General features: G+C 68.3%; 23 protein-coding genes. 12 read left to right on the top strand and 11 right to left on the bottom strand.

Features of this window, described 5'->3' with window-relative positions:
• Window positions 1-5 precede the first annotated feature (5 nt).
• Window positions 6-1211, bottom strand: a complete 1206-nt coding sequence (locus B3611_RS06175; protein WP_291314203.1) for a galactokinase family protein — start codon at window positions 1209-1211, stop codon at window positions 6-8.
• A gap of 156 nt (window positions 1212-1367) precedes the next feature.
• Here B3611_RS06175 and B3611_RS06180 point away from each other — a divergent pair, with 156 nt between their 5' ends.
• On the top strand, window positions 1368-1574 hold the full coding sequence (locus B3611_RS06180; protein WP_291314204.1) for a hypothetical protein: 207 nt from the start codon (window positions 1368-1370) through the stop codon (window positions 1572-1574).
• Window positions 1575-1594: 20 nt separating this feature from the next.
• Here the strand turns inward: B3611_RS06180 and B3611_RS06185 are convergent, their stop codons facing one another.
• Window positions 1595-3199, bottom strand: coding sequence for a CYTH and CHAD domain-containing protein (locus B3611_RS06185; RefSeq protein WP_291314205.1), 1605 nt, complete (start codon window positions 3197-3199; stop codon window positions 1595-1597).
• Window positions 3200-3325: 126 nt separating this feature from the next.
• Between B3611_RS06185 and B3611_RS06190 the strand changes: the two genes are divergently transcribed.
• The 3 genes from B3611_RS06190 to B3611_RS06200 all read left to right on the top strand — a co-directional run bounded on the left by B3611_RS06190 (window position 3326) and on the right by B3611_RS06200 (window position 8127).
• Window positions 3326-4660 carry a glutamine synthetase family protein gene (locus tag B3611_RS06190; RefSeq protein WP_291314206.1) on the top strand — a complete coding sequence of 445 codons (1335 nt, stop codon included), beginning with the start codon at window positions 3326-3328 and terminating at the stop codon, window positions 4658-4660.
• A 2-nt stretch (window positions 4661-4662) separates the two neighbouring features.
• Window positions 4663-7749, top strand: coding sequence for a bifunctional [glutamine synthetase] adenylyltransferase/[glutamine synthetase]-adenylyl-L-tyrosine phosphorylase (locus B3611_RS06195; protein ID WP_291314207.1), 3087 nt, complete (start codon window positions 4663-4665; stop codon window positions 7747-7749).
• A gap of 66 nt (window positions 7750-7815) precedes the next feature.
• Window positions 7816-8127: a hypothetical protein gene (locus B3611_RS06200; protein WP_291314208.1), complete on the top strand. Its 312-nt coding sequence runs from the start codon at window positions 7816-7818 to the stop codon at window positions 8125-8127.
• A gap of 12 nt (window positions 8128-8139) precedes the next feature.
• On the opposite strand, the gene B3611_RS06205 is transcribed toward B3611_RS06200, so the two are convergent.
• Entirely contained in the window at window positions 8140-9474 is a 1335-nt protein-coding gene (locus B3611_RS06205; RefSeq protein ID WP_291314209.1) for an MFS transporter, read from the bottom strand.
• A gap of 60 nt (window positions 9475-9534) precedes the next feature.
• On the opposite strand from B3611_RS06205, the gene thrC reads away from it, so the two are divergent.
• From thrC to B3611_RS06220, 3 genes are read left to right on the top strand one after another with little or no spacing between them, the layout of a single operon-like run.
• The gene (gene thrC, locus B3611_RS06210; RefSeq protein ID WP_291314210.1) at window positions 9535-10995 is read left to right on the top strand and encodes a threonine synthase; all 1461 of its coding nucleotides are present in this window, start codon (window positions 9535-9537) and stop codon (window positions 10993-10995) included.
• A gap of 22 nt (window positions 10996-11017) precedes the next feature.
• A complete protein-coding gene (locus B3611_RS06215; protein ID WP_291314211.1) occupies window positions 11018-11203 on the top strand; it encodes a hypothetical protein in 186 nt (61 codons plus the stop codon).
• The gene (locus tag B3611_RS06220; protein WP_291314212.1) at window positions 11190-12155 is read left to right on the top strand and encodes a trypsin-like serine protease; all 966 of its coding nucleotides are present in this window, start codon (window positions 11190-11192) and stop codon (window positions 12153-12155) included. The genes B3611_RS06215 and B3611_RS06220 overlap by 14 nt, the downstream gene beginning before the upstream one ends.
• 1 nt (window position 12156) lies before the next feature.
• On the opposite strand, the gene B3611_RS06225 is transcribed toward B3611_RS06220, so the two are convergent.
• Entirely contained in the window at window positions 12157-13008 is an 852-nt protein-coding gene (locus tag B3611_RS06225) for a hypothetical protein (protein ID WP_291314213.1), read from the bottom strand.
• Between the two features lie 71 nt (window positions 13009-13079).
• On the opposite strand from B3611_RS06225, the gene B3611_RS06230 reads away from it, so the two are divergent.
• Both B3611_RS06230 and B3611_RS06235 read left to right on the top strand, forming a co-directional pair.
• Window positions 13080-13604 carry an NUDIX hydrolase gene (locus tag B3611_RS06230; protein ID WP_291314214.1) on the top strand — a complete coding sequence of 175 codons (525 nt, stop codon included), beginning with the start codon at window positions 13080-13082 and terminating at the stop codon, window positions 13602-13604.
• A complete protein-coding gene (locus B3611_RS06235; protein ID WP_291314215.1) occupies window positions 13604-14188 on the top strand; it encodes a glycoside hydrolase family 25 protein in 585 nt (194 codons plus the stop codon). The genes B3611_RS06230 and B3611_RS06235 overlap by 1 nt, the downstream gene beginning before the upstream one ends.
• A 332-nt stretch (window positions 14189-14520) precedes the next feature.
• Here B3611_RS06235 and glnA read toward each other — a convergent pair whose 3' ends face one another.
• On the bottom strand, window positions 14521-15957 hold the full coding sequence (gene glnA / locus B3611_RS06240) for a type I glutamate--ammonia ligase (protein WP_291314216.1): 1437 nt from the start codon (window positions 15955-15957) through the stop codon (window positions 14521-14523).
• A gap of 155 nt (window positions 15958-16112) precedes the next feature.
• Here glnA and B3611_RS06245 point away from each other — a divergent pair, with 155 nt between their 5' ends.
• Window positions 16113-16589: an RDD family protein gene (locus B3611_RS06245; protein WP_291314217.1), complete on the top strand. Its 477-nt coding sequence runs from the start codon at window positions 16113-16115 to the stop codon at window positions 16587-16589.
• Between the two features lie 133 nt (window positions 16590-16722).
• Here B3611_RS06245 and B3611_RS06250 read toward each other — a convergent pair whose 3' ends face one another.
• The 3 genes from B3611_RS06250 to B3611_RS06260 all read right to left on the bottom strand — a co-directional run bounded on the left by B3611_RS06250 (window position 16723) and on the right by B3611_RS06260 (window position 19888).
• Window positions 16723-17508, bottom strand: coding sequence for a DUF4191 domain-containing protein (locus B3611_RS06250; protein WP_291314218.1), 786 nt, complete (start codon window positions 17506-17508; stop codon window positions 16723-16725).
• A gap of 87 nt (window positions 17509-17595) precedes the next feature.
• Window positions 17596-18549: a MaoC family dehydratase gene (locus B3611_RS06255; protein WP_291314219.1), complete on the bottom strand. Its 954-nt coding sequence runs from the start codon at window positions 18547-18549 to the stop codon at window positions 17596-17598.
• A gap of 4 nt (window positions 18550-18553) precedes the next feature.
• On the bottom strand, window positions 18554-19888 hold the full coding sequence (locus B3611_RS06260; RefSeq protein WP_291314220.1) for a 3-oxoacyl-ACP reductase: 1335 nt from the start codon (window positions 19886-19888) through the stop codon (window positions 18554-18556).
• Between the two features lie 192 nt (window positions 19889-20080).
• Between B3611_RS06260 and B3611_RS06265 the strand changes: the two genes are divergently transcribed.
• Window positions 20081-21382, top strand: a complete 1302-nt coding sequence (locus tag B3611_RS06265; RefSeq protein WP_291314267.1) for an acetyl-CoA C-acetyltransferase — start codon at window positions 20081-20083, stop codon at window positions 21380-21382.
• Window positions 21383-21466: 84 nt separating this feature from the next.
• Complete coding sequence (locus B3611_RS06270; RefSeq protein ID WP_291314221.1) at window positions 21467-23554, top strand: acyl-CoA dehydrogenase family protein; 2088 nt, start codon at window positions 21467-21469, stop codon at window positions 23552-23554.
• Window positions 23555-23654: 100 nt separating this feature from the next.
• On the opposite strand, the gene lipA is transcribed toward B3611_RS06270, so the two are convergent.
• The 3 genes from lipA to gcvH all read right to left on the bottom strand — a co-directional run bounded on the left by lipA (window position 23655) and on the right by gcvH (window position 25950).
• Window positions 23655-24698, bottom strand: a complete 1044-nt coding sequence (lipA, locus tag B3611_RS06275) for a lipoyl synthase (RefSeq protein WP_291314222.1) — start codon at window positions 24696-24698, stop codon at window positions 23655-23657.
• A 63-nt stretch (window positions 24699-24761) separates the two neighbouring features.
• Window positions 24762-25541 (bottom strand): lipoyl(octanoyl) transferase LipB, encoded by a 780-nt coding sequence (gene lipB, locus B3611_RS06280; RefSeq protein ID WP_291314223.1) that lies wholly within the window; start codon window positions 25539-25541, stop codon window positions 24762-24764.
• A 22-nt stretch (window positions 25542-25563) separates the two neighbouring features.
• Window positions 25564-25950: a glycine cleavage system protein GcvH gene (gcvH, locus tag B3611_RS06285; protein WP_291314224.1), complete on the bottom strand. Its 387-nt coding sequence runs from the start codon at window positions 25948-25950 to the stop codon at window positions 25564-25566.

The following is a 25950-nucleotide window of genomic DNA, read 5'->3' on the forward strand; positions in this document are numbered from 1 at the left end:
ACCGCTTAGACCCTTTCGACCCGCGCGACCTCACCGGGCAGCACCTCCGCCACCTCGTGGGTCTCGGCGACGGAGGTGAGGAACGCGTCCGCCCCGCGCAGCGCGACGAAGGCGAGGACGGCGCGCGAGTTGCCCGCCGCGGCCGGCCGCGCCGAAAGCGCCCCGCGGTCGAGCATCTCCTGCACCAGGTCATCCGGGGTGTCCAGGTCGTGGTGCTCGGACGGAGAGTTGAGCAGGGTGAACAGCTCGTTGTCCCGGCGCGAGCGCAGCGCCTTCGCCGTGGCGAGGGAGCGCAGCGTCTCCGTCTCGCAGAAGTTCACCCAGGTCCGCGCGGCCTCTGGGTCGGGCGCGGAGTCGGGGCCAAGAACCTGGCGACGCGCCTCCACCCACTCGACGGCGCGGTCCGCCGCCTCCGGCAGCTGGCGCAGGGAGGACACGCCGAAGTTGGCGCAGGCCTCGTCGATGAAGGCGCGCCGGGCCGCGATGCGCTCCGTCTGCTCGTCGTAGGGCTGCCCCCAGGAATCGGTGACCGAGAAGATGCGCACACCGAGCCGACCGGGGTGCGGGGCCTGGGTGACGGAGCCGTCGGAGTAGTCGACCACCGAGATGGTCTCACCCTGCCCGCGCAGGGCGGCGGTGTGCCGGGCGCGCAGCACGGCGAGCGTGGAGTTCGCGGTGACGTTGTGGGAGCAGATCTCGGCCAGGCGGGCGCGGAAGGGGGCATCGTCCACCTCCGGGTCGCCGGCGGTGAGTGCGAGGGCCAGGGCGGCGTCACCGGCGTACAGGGAGCCGAGGCCGGCGCCGGGGAGGACGTCCGTGGCGATGCACACGTTCACGCCGCGCGTCTCGCGCGAGAGCACCTGCCGCGAGATCATCGTCTGCACCAGGCCGACGACGCGGCGGGTGAGCCGGTCGAGCTGCGGGTCGTCGTGAAGCGAGGCGAGCGTGGCGGTGTCCGAGAAGGAGAATCCACCGGGGCCGCGGACCTCGACGGCGACGGTGTCGTCATCGCGTGGGGAGACGGCCGCGGCGGCGCGCAGGGAGCTCAAGCCCACGAGGGTGACACCGCCGAAGTGGTCGACGTTCTCACCGATGAGCACCCAGGTGCCGGGGGCGGAGGCACACCCGGCGGGCGCCCGGCCCGTCACTTCGCGGTGCAGGTTGGCGACCCGCTCGGTGGGGGAGGTCGGGTCGGCTGCCCACACTGCCACAGCCACCACATCCTTTCGGCTCTCGGCACCGGGACAGCAGCACAGGGTGCGGTCCGGGCCTCGGGAATTGTTCAGGCACCAAGACTACCCCAGATGACGGGACCCGCGGGTAGGGTGGGTGGCACCCGAAACGCACCTGCGAAAAGGAGATTTACCATGTCTGACGAGCAGTTTTACTTCAATCCGAGCACCGGCGAAGTCACCCAGGGCAAGGTGGACAGCTGGGACGAGCGCATGGGGCCCTACGCCACGCGCGAGGAGGCGGAGCACGCGCTGAGCATCGCCGCCAGCCGCAACAAGAACGCGGACGCCGCCGACGAGGCGGAGGAGAACTGGGGCGCACCCGCCTCCTGGGAGAAGTGACCGCCGCACGCCCGTAAGGGCTACGGCTTGATCTTGGAAAAGGCCTTCTTGACTTCCCCGATGAGGTCCTCGTAGCCCTTCAGCGCCTCCTCGCCCCGGGCGAGCTCGCGCTGGTAGAGCATGCCGTAGGCGAAGGTGTCCTCGCCCCGCCCGCGGGCGGCGTCGGCGAGGCGCTCGAGGCGGTCGCGGGAGGTGACGGCGTCCTGGAAGTCGCCGAGCTGCGACTGCAACGCCTTGCACGCCTTGGTCAACCGGCCCGTCTTCAGGCCCGCGCCCTCGGCCGCGACGGAGGCGTAGCGCAGTTTCTTCGCCGCCTTGCGCACGTCGTGGACGTAGTTCTCCCGCCGGTGCAGGCTGAGGTCGGTGTCGTGGTAGTGGTCCAGCACCTTCGCGTGGCGCTTGCGCAGTTTCTTGAGCCCGCCCTCGAGGTGGTCGTAGAGGATCTCGCGCGACTCCGGGTCCTTCTTCGCCTTCTTCCCGCCCTCGCTTTCCGACGCCCCATCGCCCACCGCCACCGGCGGGTCGGCCAAAAGGTCGTCGATCTCGTCCAGCAGGTCGAGGAAGCGGTCGGAGTCGAGCATTTCCACGATGATGTCGTGGGCCTGCCGGTACTCGGCCCGCATGTCGTTTTTGATGTGGGTGGCGGCGGTGTCGTCGATAAGCCCGCTCTCGTCGCTGTCCAGCAGCTCCTGGAAACGTTCCTCGACCACCTCGGCGTCGCGGGCGGTGCCCAGGACGGCGGCAGTTTCCTTCAGCTCCGTCTCGAGGTGGGCCAGGCGGTCGCCCTCGAGGATCCCCTCGAAGGTCTCGAGCAGCGAGCGCATCTCGCGGGTGGACACGCGCATCTGGTGCACGGAGTCGAACTCGTCGGCGCGCACCCGCGGCTCCCAGGAGACGATGGCGTCGCGCTGCTGGCGAAGCGAGGCAACCACGGCGCCGGCGGGGGAGTCCGGGTCGAGGTCGGTGGAGCGCATGTGCGGCGGCAGCGGGGCGGTTGAGGCGGTGTCGCCCAGCGCGGAGGACAGCTTCGACGGGGAGCCGGATTTGCGCGCCCCAGAGGAGATGAGGAACGAGGTGGCCTGCGAGATCAGGTTCGCTCCGTCCTCGGTGCCCGCTGTGAACTCGGAGAGCTCGACCTCCCACTCGCGCCAGGAGGTGCGCTCGCCACCCGGCAGGAGGGACCAGGCCGTGACGTGGTCGTCGCAGAACTCCGCGACCTTCTCGCCGGTGGGGGAACCGAGGGAGATCTCCACGCGGCGGTTGTCCACCTGCGCCACCGGGTTCAGCGGGGCGGTGCGCACGATGGCGCGGACGTTCGCCAGCAGCTCGTCGGGGATGACGGCCGGGTCGTCGAGCGGGGCTCGCAGCTCGTGGCGGCCGGTCTCGGCGGGCAGCTTGAGGTGCCAGCCGTCGTCGGACCCGCCGGTGCGGCGGCGCAGGGTGATCTTCGAGCGCGTCAGGCGCAGGTCCTCGGTGTCGTAGTAGATCGCGGAGAGATTGTGCTCCACGGTGTCGAGGATGCTCTCCACGCCCGGCAACTGGGTGAGGTCGGGGATGCCGGTCGACTCGTCGACGGCGAGCTTGACCTCCACCTCCAGGAAATTCTCGAGCTTGTTGTCGGCCACGGGGTTTCCGCCCTTCCTCTTGATTTCAGATCTGGGTGCCGGTCGTTGCTTGCCCGGTTTCCGGGCCATCCTACCCGCCGGGCGGGGCCGTTTCAGGCAGTAAAGCTGGCGCTAGAGTGGGTCGGTATGACTAGCCAACAGGAAAACGTCCTGCGCAAGGTGAGCGAGCAGGACATCGGGTTCATCCGCCTCTGGTTCACGGACATCTTCGGTTCCCTGAAGACGATCATGATGTCCCCGGCGGAGCTCGAGGCGGCCTTCGACGAGGGCGTCGGCTTCGACGGCTCGTCGATCGAGGGGTTCTCCCGCATCTCCGAATCCGACACCCTGCTGCGCCCGGATCCCTCGACCTACCAGTCGCTGCCCTTCGACGAGGACGAGGGGCTGCAGACGGCCCGGATGTTCTGTGACATCACGATGCCCGACGGCGACCCGCTCTACGCCGACCCGCGCCACATCCTGCGCCGCCAGCTGACCAAGGCGAAGAACCTCGGCTTCGACGTGATGGCCAGCCCGGAAATAGAGTTCTATCTGGTCAAGGACGCCTTCGTTGGGGACGGCCCGCGGCCGGCGGACAAAGGCGGGTACTTCGACCAGGCGAAGCGGAACGAGGCGCCGAAATTCCGTCGTCAAGCGATCTCCGCGCTGGAGTACATGGGGGTCGTCACCGAGTTCTCGCACCACGAGGCGAGCGCCGGGCAGCAGGAGATCGACCTGCGCCACACCAACGCGCTGGGCATGGCCGACAACATCATCACCTTCAAGTACATCGTGAAGACGATCGCCGAGGCCTCCGGCGTCCACGCGACGTTCATGCCCAAGCCCTTCCCGGACCTCGACGGCTCCGCCATGCACACCCACTTTTCGCTGTTCGAGGGCGAGACCAACGCCTTCCACGACCCGGACGATGAGATCTCGCTGTCCGCCACGGGCCGGCAGTTCATCGCGGGCATCCTCACCCACGCAAACGAGATCTCGGCGGTGACAAACCAGTGGGTGAACTCCTACAAGCGGCTGCAGTTCGGCTCCGAGGCCCCGACGGCCGCCACGTGGGGCATCTCGAACCGCTCGGCCATGGTCCGCGTGCCCACCTACCGGTTGGACAAGGCGGAGTCCCGCCGCGCCGAGGTGCGCTCCCTGGACTCCGCCTGCAACCCCTACCTCGCTTTCTCCGCGGTGATCGCCGCCGGGCTGAAGGGCATCGAGGAGGGTTACGACCTCGACGAGCCCGCCCGCGACGACGTCTGGGCGCTGACGCGCCGGGAGCGACGCGCAATGGGCTACCGCGACCTTCCCACCTCCCTGGACCAGGCGCTGCGCCACCTGGAGAAGTCGGAGTTCATGGCTGAGGTGCTCGGTGAGCAGGTCTTCGACTTCTACCTGCGCTCCAAGTGGGACGAATGGCACGACTACACCTCCCAGGTCACCCCCTGGGAGGTCGAGAACGGGCTGGACCTCTAACCATGGCCCGCCGCGAGATTGCATCCCCCTCCGCGCTGGGGTTGACCGGGGCGCGCGCCGCGCAGGACCTGGAGGACCTCGGGTGGGACAACCCGGCCCTGCTCGAGGTGCTCAGCCACGTCGGCGCCCCCAACCTAGCGCTGAACACCGCCGTTCGCCTCGCCGACGCGCTGGGCGACGGGTACGCGAAGCTCAAGGCATCGCTTGACGACGACCCCACCCTGCGCACCCGGCTCCTCGCCCTGCTCGGGGGTTCGACCGCCCTCGGGGACCACCTCGTGGCCCACCCGCAGCAGTGGGAGGCCCTGGCCCGGGAGCTGCCGGGGCGCGAGGACCTCATGCGGGTGATGCTGGGCGCCGTGGGTGCCGCGCCCGTGGAGGCGGAGGGCAATGCGGCATCGCCCGACCTGTCTACCGCGGGGACGTACCGCGCCGCGCCAGAGTTCGCGGACGGGGCGGTGGCCAGGACCGCCCTGCGCGACGCGTACCGCACGCAGATCATGCGCATCGCCGCCGCCGACCTGGCGGGAACGATGGTGGGCAGCGTCACCGGGGACGGGGACACATCCGGCTCGGGCGTGGGCTACCAGCGCGTCACCGCCGCCCTGACGGCCTGCGCCGACGCAGCGCTCACCGCGGCGCTGGCGGTTGCGCTGCGCTGCGTATACGGGGACGAGGAACCGGACGCGCGCCTGGCGGTGCTCGCGATGGGCAAGTGCGGGGCGGGGGAGCTGAATTACATCTCGGACGTCGACGTCATCTTCGTCGCCGAGCCGGCGAGCCAGAAGGCCACGCGCGCGGCGAGCGAGATGATGCGCATCGGCACGGAGTGCTTCTTCGAGGTCGACGCAAACCTGCGCCCGGAGGGCCGCTCCGGGGCGCTGGTGCGCACCCTCGACAGCCACGTCACCTACTACAGGCGCTGGGCCCACACCTGGGAGTTCCAGGCGCTGCTCAAGGCGCGGCCCATGACGGGGGACACCGGGCTCGGTGCCGACTATGTCGGGGCGCTGGCGCCGCTCGTCTGGCAGGCATCGCAGCGCGAGTCCTTCGTGGAGGACGTCCAGGCGATGCGCCGCCGGGTGCTGGAGAACGTCCCGGCGGAGATGCGCGGGCGCGAGCTCAAGTTGGGCGAGGGGGGACTGCGCGACGTGGAGTTCGCGGTCCAGCTCCTGCAGCTCGTGCACGGCCGCGTGGACACGTCCCTGCGCGTGCTCAACACGGTCGAGGCCCTGGAAAAGCTCATGGAGGGTGGTTACGTCGGCCGCGAGGACGCGCGCCAGCTCATCGGCGCCTACAGCTTCCTCCGGCTCCTGGAGCACCGCCTCCAGCTGCAGCGCTTCAAGCGCACCCACACCCTGCCCGCGGCCACGGACGACAAGGCGCGCCGCTGGCTCGCCCGGGCCTCCGGCTTCGCCCCGGACGCGCGCCACTCCGCCGCCGAGCAGATGGACGCCACCCTGCGCTCCTACCGTCGCAGCGTGGCGGACCTGCACGAAAAGCTGTTCTACCGCCCGCTGCTCAACGCGGTTGTGGGGATGAGCGCCGGCGAGGTCACGCTCTCGGCCGACGCGGTGAAGGATCAGCTCAAGGCGCTGGGCTACCGCCACCCCGCGCGCGCCTACGAGCACCTCAGCTTCCTGGTCAAGGGCAGCTCCCGCAAGGCCCGGCTGCAGGAGATTCTCCTGCCCAGCCTGATGCACTGGCTCGGCGGAACCGCCGACCCCGGCGCGGGCCTGCTGAACTACCGCAAGCTGTCTGAAGCCGCGGAGGACAAGAGCTGGTTCCTGCGCATACTCCGCGACGAGGGCGTCGTGGGGCAGCGCCTCATGCGCATCCTGGGCACCTCGCCCTACACCTCGGCCCTGATCATTTCCGCGCCCGAGGTGGTGCAGCTGCTCGGTGACGGGGCGCAGGGGCCGAAGCTTCTCGACGCCGCCCCCGACCAGGCCTACAACGCCATCGTCGCCGCGACCAAGCGCTACGACGACCCCGACCGCGCCGTCGCCGTGGCGCGCAGCCTCCGGCGCGCCGACCTTGCCCGCATCGCCGCCGCGGACCTGCTCGGCTTCATGGACGTGCGCGAGGTGTGCACGGAGCTGTCCTGGGTGTGGGAGGGCGTGCTCGAGGCGGCCCTGCGCGCCGAAGTGCGCGCCGACCTCGCCGCCAGCGGGCTCGAGGAGCCCCGGGCGCGCATCAGCATCATCGGCATGGGCCGCCTCGGGGGCGGGGAACTCGGCTACGGCTCCGATGCGGACGTCATGGTGGTCGCCGAGCCTGCCGAGGGGGAGGAGGAGTCCGGGGCCATCGCCTGGGCGGTGAAGATCGTCGACGCGATGCGCACCCGCCTGTCCAAGCCCTCGGGGGATCCGCCGCTCGAGGTGGACCTGGGCCTGCGCCCCGAGGGCCGCTCGGGTCCGGTCGTGCGCACCGTCGCGTCCTACGAGCGTTACTACCGGGAATGGGGCGAGGCGTGGGAGAAGCAGGCTCTGCTCCGCGCCACGTGCGTCGCGGGCGACAGGGAGGTCGGCGCCAGGTTCCTCGCGGCCATCGACCCGTTCCGCTACCCGCCGGGCGGGGCGAGCCAGGCCGACATCCGCGAGATCCGGCGCATCAAGGCGCGGGTGGACGACGAGCGCCTCCCGCGCGGCGCCGACAAGTCCACACACACCAAGCTGGGCCGCGGGGGCCTCGCCGACATCGAGTGGACCGTGCAGCTGATCACGATGATGCACGCTCACGAGCGCCCGGGGCTGCACAACACCTCGACCCTCGAGGTCCTTGATTACCTGGAGGAGCTCGCTGACCCGGACGTGCTCTCCCCGGGGCAGGCGCGCATCCTGCGTGACGCGTGGCTCGCCGCCACCCACGCCCGCAACGCCCTCGTGCTCGTCAGCGGCAAACGTACCGACCAGCTCCCCGCCCCGGGCCCGCAGCTTGCGCAGGTGGCGGGCTCCGCGGGTTACGCACCTGAGGACCAGCAGGAGTTCCTGGAGGACTACCTGCGCACGACGCGCCGGGCGCACCGGGTGGTGGAGGAAGTGTTCTGGGGCGAGGTACCCTCGCGCGAGCACGACGCCATGCCGTGAGCAGGGAGGCGACACCGGGGTTTTCCCCGATGCGCCGCGCGCCCGTGCGGCGCTAAGGTGGCGTTCATGGCTGTGAACCTGACTGTTGACCTGGACAATGCGACCTTCGCCGACCTAGTGGCGCTGGTGGAGGCGGCGCGGGTGGCGGGCGTCGACAAACGTGCGAAGCTCGAGCTGGAGGACACCACCCTTCACGTGAGCGTGGAGCCCAGCGCGCCCGGTGCGCCCGGTGCGCACTCGCCGGGGGCGCAGGCGGCCGGGGGGTACGCCGCGCAGCGTCCGCCCGCACCGCACTCGCCCCTTCCGCAGCTGGGGGACGCGGCGATCCGCAGCGTGATCGACATCCTCACGGGCCGGCAGGAGCCCCCGCGTCCGTAGCGCGCCGGGGGATTAACTCTCGCTGACGATGCGCACGCTGCCCCCGGAGTGGCCGCGGCGCCCGCGCAGGACGAAGTGGCGCGAGACGAACAGGCCGATGACCAGGGCGGCCCAGATGGCGAAGACCGCGATCCACGCGAAGCGGAAGTCGCCCCAGCCGTAGTCGCCGCCCGGAGCGGAGTGGTCGAGGAGAAGCCCGACCACCTGGGAGGAGATCATCGCGGCAACGAAGCCGCCCATGTTTCCCAGCCCGGTGCCGGTGGCGACCATGGTGCGCGGCATGTCCTCGCGGACGGTGTCGAAGCCGTAGTTCGACGTCGGCGTGGCAAAGCCCATGAGGACCATGAGCGCCAGGATGAACGCGTAGCCACGCGGCTCGGGGGAGGCGAAGAACCAGACCCAGACGGCGCAGTGGATGGCCGCGATGGTCAGCGCGGCCAGGTCGCGGTTCTTGCCCGCGCGCGCCGAGAGGGGGCCGAGGAAGGGTGCGGAGAGCATCGTCGCCACCGTGTAGACGGTGAGGATCATCCCGCCCTGGCTCGGGCTCAGGCCCATGCCCAGGGTGGCCAGGGGGATGCCCCACAGCAGGGTGAAGTTGAGCATGAAGAACATGGAGAAGCCGTGGATGCAGAAGGCTTCCCAGCACAGCGGGGAGCGCAGCACAGTCTTCAGGATCTCGCCCAGCGGGGTGCGCTGGGCCTTCAGCTCCGCCTTTCGCTCCCTCCGGGCCTCCTTGCTCAGCCCGGAGGCTTCGGGTGAGTCGGCCACTGCGATGCCGGCGACGATGCCGATCAGCGCACCGAGGGCGCCGAGGGAGACGAAGGCCGTCGTCCAGCCCTGGGCGTGCAGCAGCCAGAGGAAGGGCATCGCCGAGAGGAACTGACCCAGCTGGCCGAGCGAGGCGGTGAGCTGCGTGAACAGTGGTGTGTGCTTGAGCGGGAACCAGTACGGCAGGACGCGCAGGGCGGAGAGGAAGGCGGTGGAGTCGCCGGCGCCGATGAGGATGCGGGCGACGATCGCCACGGCGTAGGAATCGGTGAGGCCGAGGGTGATCTGCCCGACGGCCATGATGAGCGCGCCGGCGACGAGCAGCAGGCGCGGGCCGTAGCGGTCGATGAGCACGCCGACCGGGATCTGGGCCAGGGCGTAGACACCGACCTGGACGGCGGTGAACACCGCGATGCGCGAGGCGTCGACCCCGAAGCGATCGATGGCCGCGACACCCGCGACACCGAAGGACGTGCGGCCCAGAATGGCGGCCACGTAGACGAGGACGGCTCCGAGCCACACGGTCACGGCTTTGGCGGTTAATTGCTCGCGGGGGTGGGGAGAAGTCGGAGAGGCCATAGCCTTAAAAACTATCCCACTAGCCCCGGGGCCCGCTCACTGCCCGTAAAGTGTGACGGTGTGGATTACATTTCGACGCGCGACACGACCTCGACTTCGGCCAAGTTCACCGACATCCTGATCAGCGGCCTTGCGCCCGACGGCGGCCTCTACCTCCCCGCCGTGTACCCGCGAATCACGCCCGAACTTCTCGACGACTGGCGCCGCCTGCTCCCGGAGAAGGGTTACGCCGCGCTGGCCGCCGAGGTGGTCAAGCTCTTCGCCGACGACATCCCCGACGACCAGGTTGAGGCCATGACGGCGCGCGCCTACAGCACCCCGGCCTTCTCCACCGATGAGATCGTCCCCGTCAGCGGGCTCGGCGACGGCATGTACCTCGCCCACCTCTCCGAGGGTCCGACCGCCGCGTTCAAGGACATGGCGATGCAGCTGCTCGGTGAGCTGCTGGAGTACGAGCTCAACCGCCGCGCCGAGGAGCTCAACATCCTGGGTGCCACCTCGGGCGACACCGGTTCCTCCGCTGAGTACGCGATGCGCGGGCGCGACAACATCCGTGTCTTCATGCTCACCCCGCGCGGGCGGATGACACCCTTCCAGCAGGCGCAGATGTTCGGCCTCGACGAGCCGAACGTGTTCAACATCGCCCTCGACGGTGTCTTCGACGACTGCCAGGACGTGGTCAAGGAGGTTAACTCCGACCCCGCCTTCAAGGCGAAGTACCGCATCGGGGCGGTCAACTCCATCAACTGGGCGCGGATTCTGGCCCAGACCGTCTACTACATCTCCACCTACCTGCGGGTGACGGAGTCCAACGAGGAGCGCATCTCCTTCTCCGTGCCCACCGGCAACTTTGGCGACGTGTTCGCGGGGCACGTCGTCAAGCAGATGGGCCTGCCCGTGGACAAGCTCATCGTGGCGACGAACGAGAACGACGTTCTCCACGAGTTCTTCACCACAGGCCACTACCGCCCCCGCTCCGCCGCGGAGACGCACAGCACTTCCTCGCCGTCGATGGACATCTCCAAGGCCTCCAACTTCGAGCGCCTCATCTTCGACGCCGTGGACCGCAACGCCCACGCAACCGCGGACCTCTTCGCCGTCCAGGTCAAGGACGGGGGCTTCTCGCTTGACGACGTCAGCGGAACCGTCGAACCCGGCACCATGGACAGGATCCGCGACGAGTTCGGCTTCCTCTCCGGCACCTCCACCCACGCCGACCGCGTGGCCACCATCGCCGACGTGGAGCGCGAGTTCGGCGTGGTCATCGACCCGCACACCGCGGACGGCGTCTTCGTCGCCCGTGCGGTGGCGGAGATGGTGGACACCCCGATCGTTGTGCTGGAGACGGCGCTGCCCGTGAAGTTCGCCGACACCATCCGCGAGGCCCTCGGCCGCGAGCCGGAGGTGCCGGAGCGCTTTGCCACAATCATGGATGCCGGGCGCCACGTCACCGACCTGCCCAACGACGCGGAGGCGGTCAAGGAGTTCATCGCCGCGACCATCGACAACACGGACGTCTAGTTCGGGCGGAAAGGCGGGAAACATGGGCCAGGAGCAGTTTATGGGGCCGGAGTACCACACCGATTTCGATCCGGAAAAGTTCCTCCGCGACCTGAAGAACGCGCAGGCGGGCCCTTCGGGCGAGGCGGGCCCTGAGGTGGAGGCGGCCGCCGTCCCGTCGGCGGCGGAGGAAGCCGATGAGCGGGGCGGCGAGGGTGAGCGAGCCTAACCGTCCGGTGCCGCCCCGTGCCCCCGGGCTGAGTGCGGGCGCGTGGACGGCGGTGCTCGTTGTCGCCGTGGTTTCCGTGGCGCTCATCGTGTGGGGCGGGGTGAGCACCTCCCGCCTGCCGCCGGGGGCTGTCGAGGAGCGTCGCGCCCGCGAGGCCGTGCAGACTCCGCCACCTGCCGGCGCCCCCGATGCCGGAGTGCCCGGGCCCGCAGGGTCCGGCAACGTGGTGCGGGTGCCCGCCTTTGCTGCCTGGGCGCCGGGGACCCTGATCCAGACCACCGACCACTACCCGCAGCCGGGCGAGTCCTTCACGGCCCAGTCCTGCACAGTGGCATTCAGCTTCTCTGACGCAGAGGGCCGCGACTTCGCGGTCACCGCCGGCCACTGCGGCCGCGAGGGCGACCTGGTGTGGCCGACGAACGCCTCAACCGCGTCGGATTACGCCCGTGAAGCGGGCCGCTTCGTCTACTCGGGCCTCTACAGCCCGGGCGCACCGAACATCGATGTCGGGGTCATTCAGATTACCGACCCCGCGCGCTACATGGAGATTGTCGGCGCGCCCATCGAGACGGGTGTGGCGGTCGATGTCACCGCTCCCCTGGAGACGGTGTGCAAGACCGGTGGAACCACCGGCTACACCTGCGGCCGCTTCGAGGATACGGGTCGGGTGCAGATCATCACCACCGACACAAACGAGGAGCGCGAGACCCGCGGTGACATCGCGGCGGTCTGCGCGGCAAAGGGCGACTCCGGTGGGCCGGTCTTCCGCGACATCGGCGGCCGCGCCACCATCATCGGCGTCGTTTCCGGCACCGAGGCCGGGCGAAGCACGGAACCCTGCTTTGAGGGGATGGACAACCCGCGTCTGATGTCCTACACGGGCGAGGAGGAGATGATGCGGGTCCTCGACATGGTTGTGCCCGACTCACAGTGGGTCACCCAGGAGTGGTGAGCTATTCGGGGCGGGGGAGTGCGGGCGTCGGCACGCCGTACTCCTCCTTGAACTTCTCGCCCGTCGGCGCGTCATCGACCACGTAGTCGTTTTCGTAGCGGTATGCGACGTGCACTGTCTCCGGGCCGTAGGCGACCATGGTCAGCCTGTTCAGGCCCTCCTTGAGGGGGGTGTCCTCCCAGCCCTCCATGACGTGTTTCGCACCGTCCTCGGAATCCTCCGTCCACGTGATCGCGGCCGAGTGCTCGTACATCCGCCCCGGGTGGAAGTAGAACGAGACGTGCTGGGCCCCTTCCTCCAGCGCCTTATCGACGTACGTTTGAACAGTCGTCGGGGGCAGCGAGGAGTAACAGAAGCCCCAGAAATTGATCCTCATGTTGTCCTGGGTACGCACCGTCATGTTGTCGATGCAGTTCTGCTCCAGCAGGCGCGCGACGTGACCGGAGAACTCGGCGGTGTTGTCCTCCGCCGCCTGGCTCATGGTCCCCGTCACCGTGACCCCCGTGGCGGTGCGGGCGGTTTCCGCACCGGCAATGAGGTTCGGGCGCAGGCTGGATTCGACGTTGCTCTCGCTCGTCTCGGCGGGCAGCACGGGCCGGGCGGGCCGGTCGACGCGCGCCGCGGGTTGCTCGGCATCTGACTCGTGGCTGGCGAGCAGCACACCCATGACCACAACCCCGACGAGCAGCGCCCCGTACGCGGTGGTGAACACGGCCCCCGGCACGCGCCGGATCAGCGGCGGCTTCTTCCGGGCGGTCGACCCCGCCTCCGCGGGAGCTACCGTTTCGGGTTCCGCGTGGTGGTCCTGCGACGGTGGATCCGCGTCGGGTGAGGAGGGGGGAACGGTGCTCATAATGGATAGCAGTCTAGCGGAACTAGGATGGGGAACCATTGTGCCCGGCCCGCCCGACGAAAGGTGTCTTCATGCCCATTCCAGAGTTCATCGTTGAGACGCGGAAGAAGATCGGAACGGACCCGATGTGGGTGCCCTCGGTGGCGGCGATTGTGCTCCGCGACGCCCAGACGGAGTCCGCCTGGGCCGTCCCGGAGGTGCTCCTGGTCAAGCGCGCAGACAACGGGCAATGGACCCCGGTGACGGGCATCGCTGACCCGGGCGAGGAGCCACACGACGCCGCTGTGCGCGAGGTGCGGGAGGAAACCGGCATCGCGGCCCGCCCCGCCGCGTTGCTGGGCGTGGGCGCCGTCGGGCCGGTCACACACGTCAACGGAGACGTGGCCAGCTATATGTCGGTGCAGCTGCGGCTCGAGCCGGAGGACCCGTCCGCCGTGCCCGCAGCCAGGGACGACGAGAACACGGAGGCGGGGTGGTTCCCAATCTCCCAGATGCCGGTGCAGGACCCCAAGTGGCGCCTCGCCATCGCCGACGCTGCCGCGCAGCGCCGCCACCCGGCGGCCTTCGAACCCCGCCTGGGTTTGAAGAAGCGCTGATGCGCTTCGGCATCGACATCTCCGAGCACCAGGACGGGCTCCCGCTGGAGCGGGCGGCGGGGGAGGGCATCGAGTTCGTGGTCATCCGCACCACCGACGGAACCTACCGCGACCGCGTCTTCGCCTCGCACCTGGAGGATGCCCGTCGCGCCGGGCTGGAGGTGGAGGCCTACCACTACCTGCGCAGCCCCTCCGAGGGGACGGGCGTGGCCGAGCAGGTCGAGGCATCCCTTGCCGTCCTCGACGGCGCGCGTGTCCCGCTGTGGCTCGACTGCGAGACCCCCGCGGGCCTTTCGCTTGCCGACGTCTCCGCGGCCCACGCTCTCTTCACCGGTGCCGGTGTGGACGTGGCCGGCGTCTACACCCACCCGCGATGGTGGCGCTGGCGCATGTTCAACGCGGACACCCGGCCGTTCGGGGCGCTGTGGCTGGCCTCCTACGGACAGAATTCCACCGGTGCTCCGCGGGACGTGTTTCCGGGAGGGTGGCCGGGGGGCGTCGGCAAGCAGGTGCCCACAATGTGGCAGTTCACCTCCCGGGGGAGGGTCGCGGGATTCACCGTCGACGTCAACGCTCGCCGGTAGGGTGGCGGCATGACAGGCAAAGAGTGGATGTACGCGGTCCCGTCGGCGCTCCTTGTCGCGGGTGGGCCAGTGGTGTGGGCGGCCGGGCACCCCGGTTGGGCGGTCGTCGCGGTAGCGGCAGGCCTCGCCCTGGTTCTGCTCGCGCCGACGGCAGGCAGTTCGGAGCCGCTGCCGCATCCGTTACCGAGTGCGCGGGAGGTCAAGAGATACCGCGAAAATCACCCGGGTGTCTCCATTGAGCAGGCTATTCGGGAGATGGCGGGGGAGCGGTAGAACGACAAACCCCCTCCCGGAATCTCCCGGGCGGGGGTTGTGGCGTCGCTAAGCGTGCTCTAGCAGTCGAAGTACATCTCGAACTCGAGCGGTGTCGGGCGCAGGCGCGACGGGGCGATTTCGCGGTCGTACTTCAGGCGGGTGTAGGTCTCGATAAGGTCTTCGGTGAACACGTCGCCCTCGGTGAGGAAGTCGTGGTCGTTTTCGAGGGCCTTCAGGGCCGCCTCGAGCGAGGTCGGAGCCTGCGGGATCTCCTTGGCCTCCTCCGGCGGAAGCTCGTAGAGGTCCTTGTCCACCGGAGCGTGCGGCTCGATGCGGTTCTTGATGCCGTCGATACCGGCGAGCATCATGGCCGCGAAGCCGAGGTAGGGGTTGCCCGAGGGGTCCGGCGCGCGGAACTCGATGCGCTTGGCCTTCGGGTTGGAGCCGGTGATGGGGATGCGGATGGCCGCGGAGCGGTTGCGCTGCGAGTAGACCAGGTTGATCGGGGCCTCGAAGCCGGGCACCAGGCGGTGGTAGGAGTTCAGCGTCGGATTGGTGAACGCCAGCACGGAACCCGCGTGCTCCAGGATGCCGCCGATGTAGTAGCGGGCGGTGTCCGACAGCCCGCCGTAACCGGACTCGTCGTAGAAGAGCGGCTCGCCGTCCTTCCACAGGGACTGGTGGGCGTGCATGCCGGAACCGTTGTCGCCTGCAAGCGGCTTGGGCATGAAGGTGGCGGTCTTGCCGAACTGGGTGGCGGTGTTCTTCACGATGTACTTGAAGTCCTGCAGGTCGTCGGCCGCGTGGAGCAGGGTGTTGAAGCGGTAGTTGATCTCCTGCTGGCCGCCGTTGCCCACCTCGCGGTGGAAGCGCTCAATCGCGAAACCCGCCTCGGTGAGGTTGAGGGCCATCGCGTCGCGGATGTCCACCGTCTTGTCGTACGGCGGGACGGGGAAGTAACCGCCCTTGACGCGGTTCTTGTAACCGAGGTTGGGGGAGCCGTCGAGCTCGGTCTCGCGACCGCGGTTCCACCAGCCCTCCTCGGACTCGATGTTGTAGAACGACTGGTGGTCGTCGACCTGGTAGCGGATGGAATCGAAGAGGTAGAACTCGGCCTCGGCACCGAAGAGGCAGCTGTCGGCGATGCCCGTGGAGGCGAGATACTCCTCGGCCTTGCGGGCCACGTTGCGCGGGTCGCGGGAGAACGCCTCGTGGGTGAAGGGGTCGTTGACGAAGAACTTCACGTTCAAGGTCTTCGCGGCACGGAACTGGTCAAGCTTCGCGGTGGCGAGGTCCGGCATGAGCGTCATGTCGGATTCCTCGATGGTGGTGAAGCCGCGGATGGAGGAGCCGTCGAAGGCGAGACCGTCCTCGACCACGTCCTCGTCGAACATCGAGGCGGGGATGGAGAAGTGGTGCTCGGTGCCCGGGACGTCGGTGAAGCGAACGTCGACGAACTCGACACCCTCATCCTGGATGAACTTTTTAACCTCGTCGATATTCTCGAATGCCACGGTCTAACTCCCTTGGTTGGCTCAATTGAATGTAGACAGTCTACAGCCGGGGAGGACCGAATTTCCCAACAACGCGTACGCTTCACGTTCCCTCCAGAGGTCTCACAGCTGCCACGGATTCCACGGGCGAAGCGCTGGTTAGTAGGGTTGAGCCCATGGCAAGCACAAAGCAAAGCTGGCGCGAGGGGCCTGAACTACCGGAGCAGTTCGACGAGGGGGAAACGTACGGCTCCTACCCCGGGGAGACCCTCGGTCTGCCCAAGGAGGGGCCCGGGGCCCAGGCTTCCGTGGCCCGCCGCATGGGCGGGGTCATCATTGACTGGGTGTTGTGCTGGGTCATCGCCGGATTCATCCACCTCAACACCGCCGCCTTGGGTGACACGGCCACGCTCACGCTTCTGCTCTGGGTGGTTCTCGGCATCGTCTGCGGCTGGTTGTTCGCGCGCACCCCGGGGATGGCGCTTCTGGGCATGGGCGTCGCGCGTCTCGATGCCCCCGGCGAGCGCGTCGGCCTCGGGCGCGCCGCGCTGCGGACCCTGTTCACGATGTTCATCCTGCCGGCGGCGATGGTCGACGCGAACGGACGTGGGATGCACGACCGCGCCACCGGGACCACCGTCATCCGCGCCTGAGCGCCCGCCCCGGATGCCCCAGCTCTGCAGCAGAACAGGGGCGTTTTTTCTTTGAACGGCCAGAAAGCACAGACGCCGCCCCGGGGTGGGGGCGGCGTCTGTGTTGTAGAGGGGGGGATTCGAAGAGGGGGTGCTACTTGCCCTTGCGCTCCTGCATGCGGCGCATGCGCCGGTTCATGCCGGACATGGACTGCGCCTGGCGCGGCATGGGCCCGCCAGGCAGGCCCGCGGGGCGGTTAGCGGCGCGGGCGTCCATGGCGTCGAGCTTGGCCGACATGGCGTAGACCTCGTCCTTCTTGAAGTCCTTGGGCAGCTTGAGCATCGCCTTCTGCAGGTCGCGCACCGGGGTCTCCCCCTCGCCGTCACCGATGTAGATCTCGTGGATCGGCACGCCGGCCAGCAGGCGGTCGACGCGCTTGGACTCGCGTTCCATGAGCTTCCTCAGCCGGTTGCGGTTGCCCTCTCCGACGAGTACGACACCGGGGTTGCCCACCACGCGGTGCACGACGTCCATCTGCGGCGTCGCCGCCACGGAGGTCTTGGTGATCCAGGCGATGCCCATCGAGCTGCGCATGTTCTCCAGCGTCCAGGCGGCGGCGCCGGGCTGGTTACCCACCTCGTCGTACATGGAGCGCTCCAGCCGGCGGCTGAACAGCCACATGGCCAGGACCGCGCCAACGAGGATGCCCAGAACGAGCATGTACCACTGGCCGTGCCACAGCAGACCAATGAGGAAGAACAGCAGCGCCATTCCCACCACGGACAGCACCATGAGCGGAATAAGTTTGCTGTCCCTCTTGCGCTGCATCTGGAACGCCTGCCAGATCTGGCTCTGCGTGTTCCTGCGCTTCGCGCGCTTCGCCTCGCGCTGTTCGGCCTTGATGGACCTGCTGGCCACCTTGTTCTTCGAATCTGCCATGGTCACCACTCTATTGCACTCGCCTGAAATGGGAAAAAGCGGCGCGCTCGTCAGAGCGGCACCGCTTTTCGACGTCCCTTCAACCGCTTACAGCTGCGTCACCTCGGCGTTGAGGTGGAGCTTCTCCGGCTTGGAAGCGCTGCGCAGCTGGATGCTGGTGCTACACCCGTCGCCGGCGGAGCCCGGAAGGGCCCAGGCCGCGACGCGGGCCGGGATCACAACCGGCTTGTGGAACTCCACGGAATACCGCAGCGCACCGCCGAGCCTGCCCTCGAGGAGCTGGAGCACGGAAGCGGCCGAATACATCCCGTGCGCGATGACCGACGGGAAGCCGAACGCCTTGGCGCCCAGGTTCGAGGTGTGGATCGGGTTCGAGTCGCCCGATGCGTCCACGTAGGCGCGGACGTTGTCGCGCGTCCACTTCCACTGCGCGTTGGCGGCCACCTCGGGGGTCTCCGGCTTCGGCAGCATGCGGGCGTCGTCAAGCCCGCGGGTGGTGAGGCTGACGGGGGCGTTCTTGGCAAAAGACGTGCCCTGGGAGAGCATGGTGGCGGTCTGCGACCAGACCGGCTCACCGAGGGGTCCCTCACCCTCGACGAAGAATTCGGTGACGATGTCGATGAGCAGGCCCTTTCGGTGGGGCCTGAGGTTCTCGGCGTGGGCGCGCACCGTGAAGGTCTCGTCCACCCGCGGCGCGCGCTTCTGGGTGATCACGTTGGCCACGTGCACCGCGCCGACGGGGGCGAAGGGGAAGTCGGGGCGGCTCATGAGCTCCATCGTCAGCGGAAAACCGATGACGAAGAGGTAGGTCGGTGGCAGGTCGTTGCCGAGCCGGAGGCCGGTCGCGCGGGAGTACGCGGCGAGATTGTCCACGTCGACGGTCACTCCGCGGACCTCCAGGCGGGACTGGGGATCCTTGTCTGCCACGTGGTCGGTTCCACCGACGGGGGACATTCCGACGACGATGTTGCGCATCACCTTGCCCAGGTCCGGGATGGAGGGGAGGACCTCGTAGCGTGCCGTGCTCTGTGCGGTGGTCATGGTCTTACGCTCCCAGGATGCTCTGGCCGCAGACGCGGACGGTGTTGCCGTTCACGGCGGTGGAGGACGTGGACGCGAAGTAGGCGACCGTCTCGGCGACGTCGACGGGCTTGCCACCCTGCTGCATGGAGTTGGCGCGGCGGCCGATCTCGCGCGGGCCGGTCGGCATCGCGGCGGTCATGTCGGTCTCGATGAAGCCGGGGGCGACGGCGTTGATGTTGCCGCCGAGGGCCGCCAGGCTGTCCTTGAGCGAGTCGACGAAGCCGATGATGCCGGCCTTGGTGGTGCCGTAGTTGGTCTGGCCGCGGTTCCCGGCGATGCCGGAGGTGGAGGAGACGCCGATGACGGCGGGCTTGTCGCCGAGGGCGCCGAGCTCGATCATCTTCTCGGTGATGCGCACCGGGGCGACGAGGTTGATGTTCTGCACCATGTTCCAGCGGGACTCATCCATGTTGGCCAGGAGCTTGTCGCGGGTGACGCCGGCGTTGTGCACGAGGATGTCCACCTTCTGGTGGTGGCGCTCCTCGGCGTGCTTGGCAATCTCCTCCGCGGCCCGCGGGTCCGTCACGTCGAGGGGCAGCGCGGTGCCCTTGACCTTGTTGGCGGTGGCGGTGAGGCCCTCACCGGCCTGCGGGATGTCGATGCAGATGACCTTGGCGCCGTCGCGGGCGAGCACCTCGGCGATGACGGCGCCGATGCCGCGTGCTGCGCCGGTGACCACCGCGAGGCGGCCGGCCAGGGGCTTGTCCCAGTCGGTGGGGATGTCTGCACCGGCGGCGGTGACGCGGATGACCTGGGCGTCAACGTAGGCGGACTTACCGGAGAGGAGGAAGCGCAGGGTGGACTCGACGCCCTGGAAGTTGGCGGAATCGACGGCGGGGTCCACGTAGACGAGCTGCACGGTTGCGGCCTTGCGCATTTCCTTCGCGAGGGAGCGGGTGAAGCCCTCCAGGGCGCGGGCGGCGATGCGCGCGTCGGCGTCGTCAAGCAGCTCCGGAGTGGTCCCGATGACCACAAGGCGGGCATTGTCCGTGACCTTGCGCATCTGCGGCTGGAAGAAGTCGAAGAGCTGCTCGAGCTGCTCCGGGGCGGTGATCCCCGTGGCATCGAAGACCATGCCGGCGCGCGGGGTGTCGGCCTCGGCCTTCATCAGCTTGTACGGGCCGGCAAGGGTGGTGTCCAGGGCCTGGCGCAGGCGGCCCTCGCCACCGACGACGACGGGGCCGTGGAGGAGGGGCTCACCCTGCTTGTAGCGGCGCAGGGGGTAACCCTGGGGGACACCGACCTTGGCGGCGATGGGGGAGTTGATCAGCTGTTCCATGAAGCTCTTTTTGGCCACGGTGTTCTCCTTGTGAGTGGTTCCCCGAAAGCGTGTGGCAACGGGGGCTGAAGTCGTAAGGTAGTAACTAAGGCTACCAATTTGTTTCGTTCGTGATGTAGCTTACAATACAGCGATAACAGTAATGTGAAGTACATCGATAATCCATCGAATTCGCTTACCTCTCACCGCCCCTCGAATAAGTAAGGACTACTGACCGTGAATCAGCCCCGTAAGGTCGCCGTTCTGGGCGGCAACCGCATCCCCTTCGCCCGCTCCAACAAGGAGTACGCGAACGCTTCCAACCAGGACATGCTCACCGCGGCCATCGATGGTCTCGTGGCGCGTTACGGTCTGCAGGACGAGGAGATCGGCCAGGTCGTGGGCGGTGCCGTGATTAAGCACGCGCGCGACTTCAACCTGGTGCGCGAGTCCGTGCTCGGTTCGGCCCTGGCCCCCACCACGCCGGCCTTCGACATCCAGCACGCCTGTGGCACCAGCCTCACCTCCGCTATCCAGGTGGCCGACGCGATCGCGCTCGGCCGCGTCGAGTCCGGCATCGCCTGCGGTACGGACACCACCTCCGACGCCCCGCTGGCCGTCAACGACGACCTGCGCAAGACGCTGATCAAGCTCTCCAACGCCAAGACCCCGCTCGATCAGCTCAAGCTCGCCGGGTCCATCCGGCCGGGGCAGCTGGCTCCCGAGGCGCCGCAGAACGGTGAGCCCCGCACGGGCCTGTCCATGGGTGAGCACGCGGCGATCACCGCCCGCGAGATGGAGATCCCGCGCGAGGCGCAGGACGAGCTGGCCGTGGCCTCCCACCGCAACCTCGCCAAGGCCTACGACGAGGGTTTCTTCAGCGACCTCGTCACTCCCTTCCTGGGCGTGCAGCGCGACACCAACCTGCGCCCGGATTCGAGCGTCGAGAAGCTTTCGACGCTCAAGCCCGTCTTCGGCAAGAAGGATGCGGTGCAGCACGGCGGCACGGCAACCATGACCGCCGGCAACTCCACGCCGCTTACCGACGGCGCCTCCGCCGTCCTCCTCGGCACCGAGGAATGGGGCCGGGAGCACGGTCTGGAGGCCCAGGCGTGGATCGTCGACTCCGAGATCGCTGCGGTGGACTTCGTCAACGGCCGCGACGGCCTGCTCATGGCGCCGACCTATGCCGTTCCCCGCATGCTGGAGCGCAACGGCCTGACGCTGCAGGACTTCGATTTCTACGAGATCCACGAGGCCTTCGCCTCCCAGGTGCTCTCCACGCTCAAGGCATGGGAGGACGACACGTACTGCCGCGAGCGCCTCGGCCTCGACGGCGCCCTCGGTTCCATCGACCGCTCGAAGCTCAATGTCAAGGGCTCTTCGCTCGCCGCCGGCCATCCGTTCGCGGCCACCGGTGCACGCATCCTTGCCACCGCCGCCAAGACCCTGGTTGAAAACGGTGGCGGCCGCACCCTCATCTCCGTCTGCGCCGCAGGCGGCCAGGGCGTCGTCGCGATCATCGAGCGTTAGCCCACCCGCCCGGGCGCGCACCCGGGCACCCGCTTCCCGCGCACCTCAGGCATCACAAGCACCACAGCCCCGAAAGGACACCCCATGTCATCTCCCACCAAGGACGACATCCAGAAGAACCCGGTTCCGGAGCAGGCCGTTGTAGGCCCGACCGATCACAAGAAGGCGGAGGCCAAGCCGGAGAAGGATCAGCCGGCCACCCTGCCCTCCACCCCGGACCGGGCCGCCGTGCGAGGCCTGGCCGACGTTCTCGACGGCCCCTTCAAGGAGCGCAAGGACGCCGTGCGCCCGCTGCTCAACAACGCATCCTTCCTTCCGAAGATCGATGGGTCCCTCGACGAGATCCGCGCCGACAACCTGGAGAACGTCCAGGCGATCGCCGACTCAGGAAACATCCAGGACTCCTTCTCGCCGATGAACGGCGGATCCGGCGAGGTGGCTGCCGGCGTGTCCTCCCTGGAGCTCATCGCGCAGATCAACAACTCCGCCTGCATCAAGTCCGGCGTGCAGTTCGGTCTGTGGGGCGGCGCGATCGATGCCCTGGGCACGGAACGCCACGTGAAGTTCGCGCAGGGTGCGATGGATCTGTCGATGCTGGGCTGCTTCGCCATGACGGAGATCGGCCACGGCTCCAACGTGCAGCAGCTGGAGACCACCGCAACCTACGACCCGGAGACGCAGGAGTTCATCATCAACTCCCCGACGCCGGGTTCCAAGAAGGCCTACATCGGCAACGCCGCCCGCGACGGCCGCTGGGCCGCGGTCTTCGCCCAGCTCTACACCCCGGACTCGGTGGAGTCCAAGGGCGTGCACTGCATCATCGTCCGTATCCGCGAGGATGACGGCACCCCCTGCGAGGGTGTGACCCCCTCCGACCACGGCCACAAGGGTGGCCTGCTCGGCGTGGACAACGGCATGCTCATGTTCGATCACGTCCGCGTTCCGCGCGAGAACCTCCTGAACCGCTTCGCGGATGTCTCCGAGGACGGCACCTACTCCTCGCCGATTGAGTCGAAGAACCGCCGTTTCTTCACCATGCTGGCCACCCTCGTGCGCGGTCGTCTCGGCGTCGGTGCTTCTGCCGCCGGTGCGACCCGCGCAGGCCTCGCCATCGCGGTGAAATACGCAAACGTCCGCCGCCAGTTCGAGGGCCGCTCCGCGGGTGAGGAGTCCCGCCTCATCGACTACCGCGAGCACCGTCGCCGCCTTCTCATCCCGATGGCACGGTCGTACGCCCTGGCAGTGTTCCAGAACAAGCTCCTCGAGCGCTTCCAGGACCAGACGAACGCGATCAACAGCGGCGAGTGGAACACCTCCGACCCGACCGATGAGCAGGACCGCGCCGGACGCGAGATGGAAACCCTGGCAGCCATCTTCAAGGCCACCGCCTCCACCCACGCCAACCGCACCCTCCAGGTGTGCCGTGAGGCCTGCGGCGGCGCCGGCTTCATGTCAGAGAACCTTCTCACCACCTTCCGCGCCGACGTGGACGTGTTCACCACCTTCGAGGGCGACGACACCATTCTCCGCCAGCTCGTGGGCAAGAACCTCCTCACCGCGTACGGCAAGGAGGTCTCCGAGATGTCCCCGTTCGGCATGGCGCGCTTCGTCGCCTCCAACATCGGTGACATCCTCACCCGCCGCTCCGGTCTTTCCGCCAGTGTGCAGTCCATCCAGGACCGCGTCAGCGGTACGGGCTCCCTCTTCGATGCCGAGACCCAGCTGCGCGTGGTACAGACCCGGGAGGAGCAGGTGCTGAGCTCCCTGGTCCGCCGAGTCCAGCCCGCCCGCAAGATGGAGCGCGCAGAGGCCGCCAAGGTCATCGACCGTTCCCAGGACCACCTCTTGGCCACCGCCGTCGCCTACGGTGACCGCATGATGGTCCAGGCGATGATCGAGGCGGAGCAGTCCATCCCCGAGGATTCGCCGGCCCGCCCCGTCTTCGAACAGATCCGCCACCTGTTTGTGCTGGACACCATCGTCACCCACGGTGACTGGTACCAGGAGCACAACGTCCTGCCCTCGGGCCGCATCAAGGCCGCCAAGGCCGCGATCAACGACCTCGTTGACTCCCTGGGCCCGTGGTCCGAGGTGCTGGTCGACGCCTTCCAGATCCCGCAGGTCGTCCTTGACCGCCCGATGATGACCAACGGCGGCACCGACCTGAGCTAGAGCGCCACAGGGCCTAACGCAACGCCCCACCTCCCCGTACTGCGTCTCGGGGGAGTGCGGCGTTGTCGCGCGCTCCGGCCGTAAACCGGCGCGGTAGGGTCTAGCGGGTCACCACCGGGGTTTCCTGCGATGGGCCGTACTTGTCCAGCAGGGTCGAGGCCTCCTGGGCGGTGTCACCCTGCGAGGTCTCCGCCAGGTGGCGCAGGTTCTCCGGAAGTTCGAGGCCACGGTGCGCCATCGCCTCTACGTAAAGCTTGCCTGCACGGTAGGAGGAGCGCACGAGGGGGCCGGACATGACGGCGCCGAAGCCCATCTCGTAGGCGGCGTCGCGGTACTCGATGAACTCCTCGGGCTTGACCCACCGCTCGATCGGGTGGAACTGCGGGCCGGGGCGGAGGTACTGGGTGATGGTGATGATGTCGGTACCCGCGTCAACGAGGTCGTGCAGCGCCTGCATGACCTCTTCCTGCGTCTCACCCATGCCGAGGATGAGATTCGACTTGGTGATCAACCCGAAGTCCCGCGCCTGCCGGATGACATCGAGGGAGCGGTCGTAGCGGAAGGCCGGGCGGATGCGGCGGAAGATACGCGGCACGGTCTCCACGTTGTGGGCGAAGACCTCGGGGCGGGCCTCGAAGACCTCCTGCAGCAGGTCAGCCTTGCCGGAGAAGTCGGGGGTGAGATTCTCCACGCCGGTGTGGGGGTTAAGCTCGTGGATCTTGCGCACGACCTCGGCATAAAGCCAGGCCCCCTCGTCCTCGAGGTCATCGCGGGTGACACCGGTGATGGTGGAGTAGTTGAGGTTCATCTCCCGGACCGACTCTGCCACGCGAAGCGGCTCCCCGCGGTCAAGCGGCTCCGGCTTCGCGGAGTTGATCTGGCAGAAGTCGCAGCGGCGCGAGCAGTTGGCACCGCCGATGAGGAAGGTCGCCTCGCGCGATTCCCAGCACTCGTGGATGTTGGGGCAGCCAGCCTCCTGGCACACGGTGTGCAGGGACGCCCCGGACACCTTCTTCTTCATGTCCTCGTACTCGGGCCCCGTCTTCACCGCGTTGCGGATCCACCGCGGCTTCTGCTCGATGGGGGTTTGAGCATTTCGCTTCTCGACGCGGAGGAGCCTCCGGCCTTCAGGTGCAACAGTCACAACCTCTACCGTAGTAGCTGTGTCAAGCAGGGACGTGAACCACATCACCCGCCGGTGCCGCCGCTAGCGTGCCAGCCTGCGCAGCCCCTTGGAGGGGTCCGGGGCGGAACCGAAGGTGTGGTCGGCAACGGCCAGTTCGCCGGCGAGCGCCCGGTCGAGGGCATCCGTGAGGGGGGCGGCCAGCTCATCCGTGGGTACGGGCCGGCCGAGCTCGAGGCTCATGGTGGTCACGTCGGCGTCATCGATTCCGCAGGCGACGATGTGGCCGTAGGCATCCAGGCTGTTGCAGCAGTTCAGGGCCAGCCCGTGCATGGTCACGCCGCGGGTGATGCGGATGCCGAGCGCCGCGATCTTTCGGTCGCGGGTGGGCGCGGCCGCGTCCTTCGCCGGGGTGCTGGCGGGAACCCAGACGCCGGAGCGTCCGTCGATGCGCCCGGCGGTGGAGATCCCGGCCTCGCGCACTGTGTGGATGACCGCCTCCTCGAGCCGGCGCACGTAGTCCACCACATCCACCGGATCCGCGAGCTTGATGATGGGGTAGACCACCAGCTGCCCCTCTCCGTGCCAGGTGATGCGTCCGCCGCGGTCCACCTGCACCACCGGGGAGCCGTCCGTCGGCATGTCCGAGGGCTGGGTGCGCTTGCCGGCGGTGTAGGTGGAGGGGTGCTCGAGGATGAGCAGGGTGTCGCCGATCTCGCCACGGCCGCGCTGAGCCGCGAGACCGGATTGGAGGTGCCACGCCTCCTCATAGTCCACGAGCCCCAAAGCGCGCACGTCGAGCGGCGCGTTTGAGGCCCGGATGGATTTGTCGGCGGGGAAGAACGGGTCGCGGGGGGCTGTCATGCCCCACACATTAGTCCCGGGTTTAGACGCCGTTCTGCTGGGCGTACTCGTCAGCCGTCATCAGCGGGCCCACCTCGGAGACCTCCACCTCGAAGAGCCAGCCCTCGCCGTAGGGGTCGCTGTTGATCAGCTCGAAGTTGCCGTCGATGTCCTCGTTGACCGCGGTGACCGTGCCGGTGACGGGTGCGTAGAGGTCGGAGACGGACTTGGTGGACTCCACCTCACCGCAGGTTTCACCCACGGTGACCTCGTCACCGACCTGGGGCAGCTCAGCGAAGACGACCTCACCAAGGCGGTCGGCGGCGACGTTGGTGATGCCCACGCGGACTTTCTTGCCCGGGGCCTCGTCCGGCGACGCGTTGATCCACTCGTGGTCCTCGGAGTAGTAGAAATCCTGCTGCAGTGCCAT

The sequence above is a fragment of the Corynebacterium sp. UBA2622 genome (assembly GCF_002339505.1).
Taxonomy (GTDB): domain Bacteria; phylum Actinomycetota; class Actinomycetes; order Mycobacteriales; family Mycobacteriaceae; genus Corynebacterium.

Coding starts and splice junctions, on each gene's coding strand:
- B3611_RS06255 (WP_291314219.1), bottom strand. CDS start 18,549: ATGACCACCGCACAGAGCACGGCACGCTACGAGGTCCTCCCCTCCATC.
- B3611_RS06180 (WP_291314204.1), top strand. CDS start 1,368: ATGTCTGACGAGCAGTTTTACTTCAATCCGAGCACCGGCGAAGTCACC.
- B3611_RS06200 (WP_291314208.1), top strand. CDS start 7,816: ATGGCTGTGAACCTGACTGTTGACCTGGACAATGCGACCTTCGCCGAC.
- B3611_RS06215 (WP_291314211.1), top strand. CDS start 11,018: ATGGGCCAGGAGCAGTTTATGGGGCCGGAGTACCACACCGATTTCGAT.
- B3611_RS06190 (WP_291314206.1), top strand. CDS start 3,326: ATGACTAGCCAACAGGAAAACGTCCTGCGCAAGGTGAGCGAGCAGGAC.
- B3611_RS06225 (WP_291314213.1), bottom strand. CDS start 13,008: ATGAGCACCGTTCCCCCCTCCTCACCCGACGCGGATCCACCGTCGCAG.
- B3611_RS06250 (WP_291314218.1), bottom strand. CDS start 17,508: ATGGCAGATTCGAAGAACAAGGTGGCCAGCAGGTCCATCAAGGCCGAA.
- lipB (WP_291314223.1), bottom strand. CDS start 25,541: ATGACAGCCCCCCGCGACCCGTTCTTCCCCGCCGACAAATCCATCCGG.
- B3611_RS06270 (WP_291314221.1), top strand. CDS start 21,467: ATGTCATCTCCCACCAAGGACGACATCCAGAAGAACCCGGTTCCGGAG.
- B3611_RS06235 (WP_291314215.1), top strand. CDS start 13,604: ATGCGCTTCGGCATCGACATCTCCGAGCACCAGGACGGGCTCCCGCTG.
- B3611_RS06245 (WP_291314217.1), top strand. CDS start 16,113: ATGGCAAGCACAAAGCAAAGCTGGCGCGAGGGGCCTGAACTACCGGAG.
- B3611_RS06205 (WP_291314209.1), bottom strand. CDS start 9,474: ATGGCCTCTCCGACTTCTCCCCACCCCCGCGAGCAATTAACCGCCAAA.
- B3611_RS06195 (WP_291314207.1), top strand. CDS start 4,663: ATGGCCCGCCGCGAGATTGCATCCCCCTCCGCGCTGGGGTTGACCGGG.
- B3611_RS06230 (WP_291314214.1), top strand. CDS start 13,080: ATGCCCATTCCAGAGTTCATCGTTGAGACGCGGAAGAAGATCGGAACG.
- gcvH (WP_291314224.1), bottom strand. CDS start 25,950: ATGGCACTGCAGCAGGATTTCTACTACTCCGAGGACCACGAGTGGATC.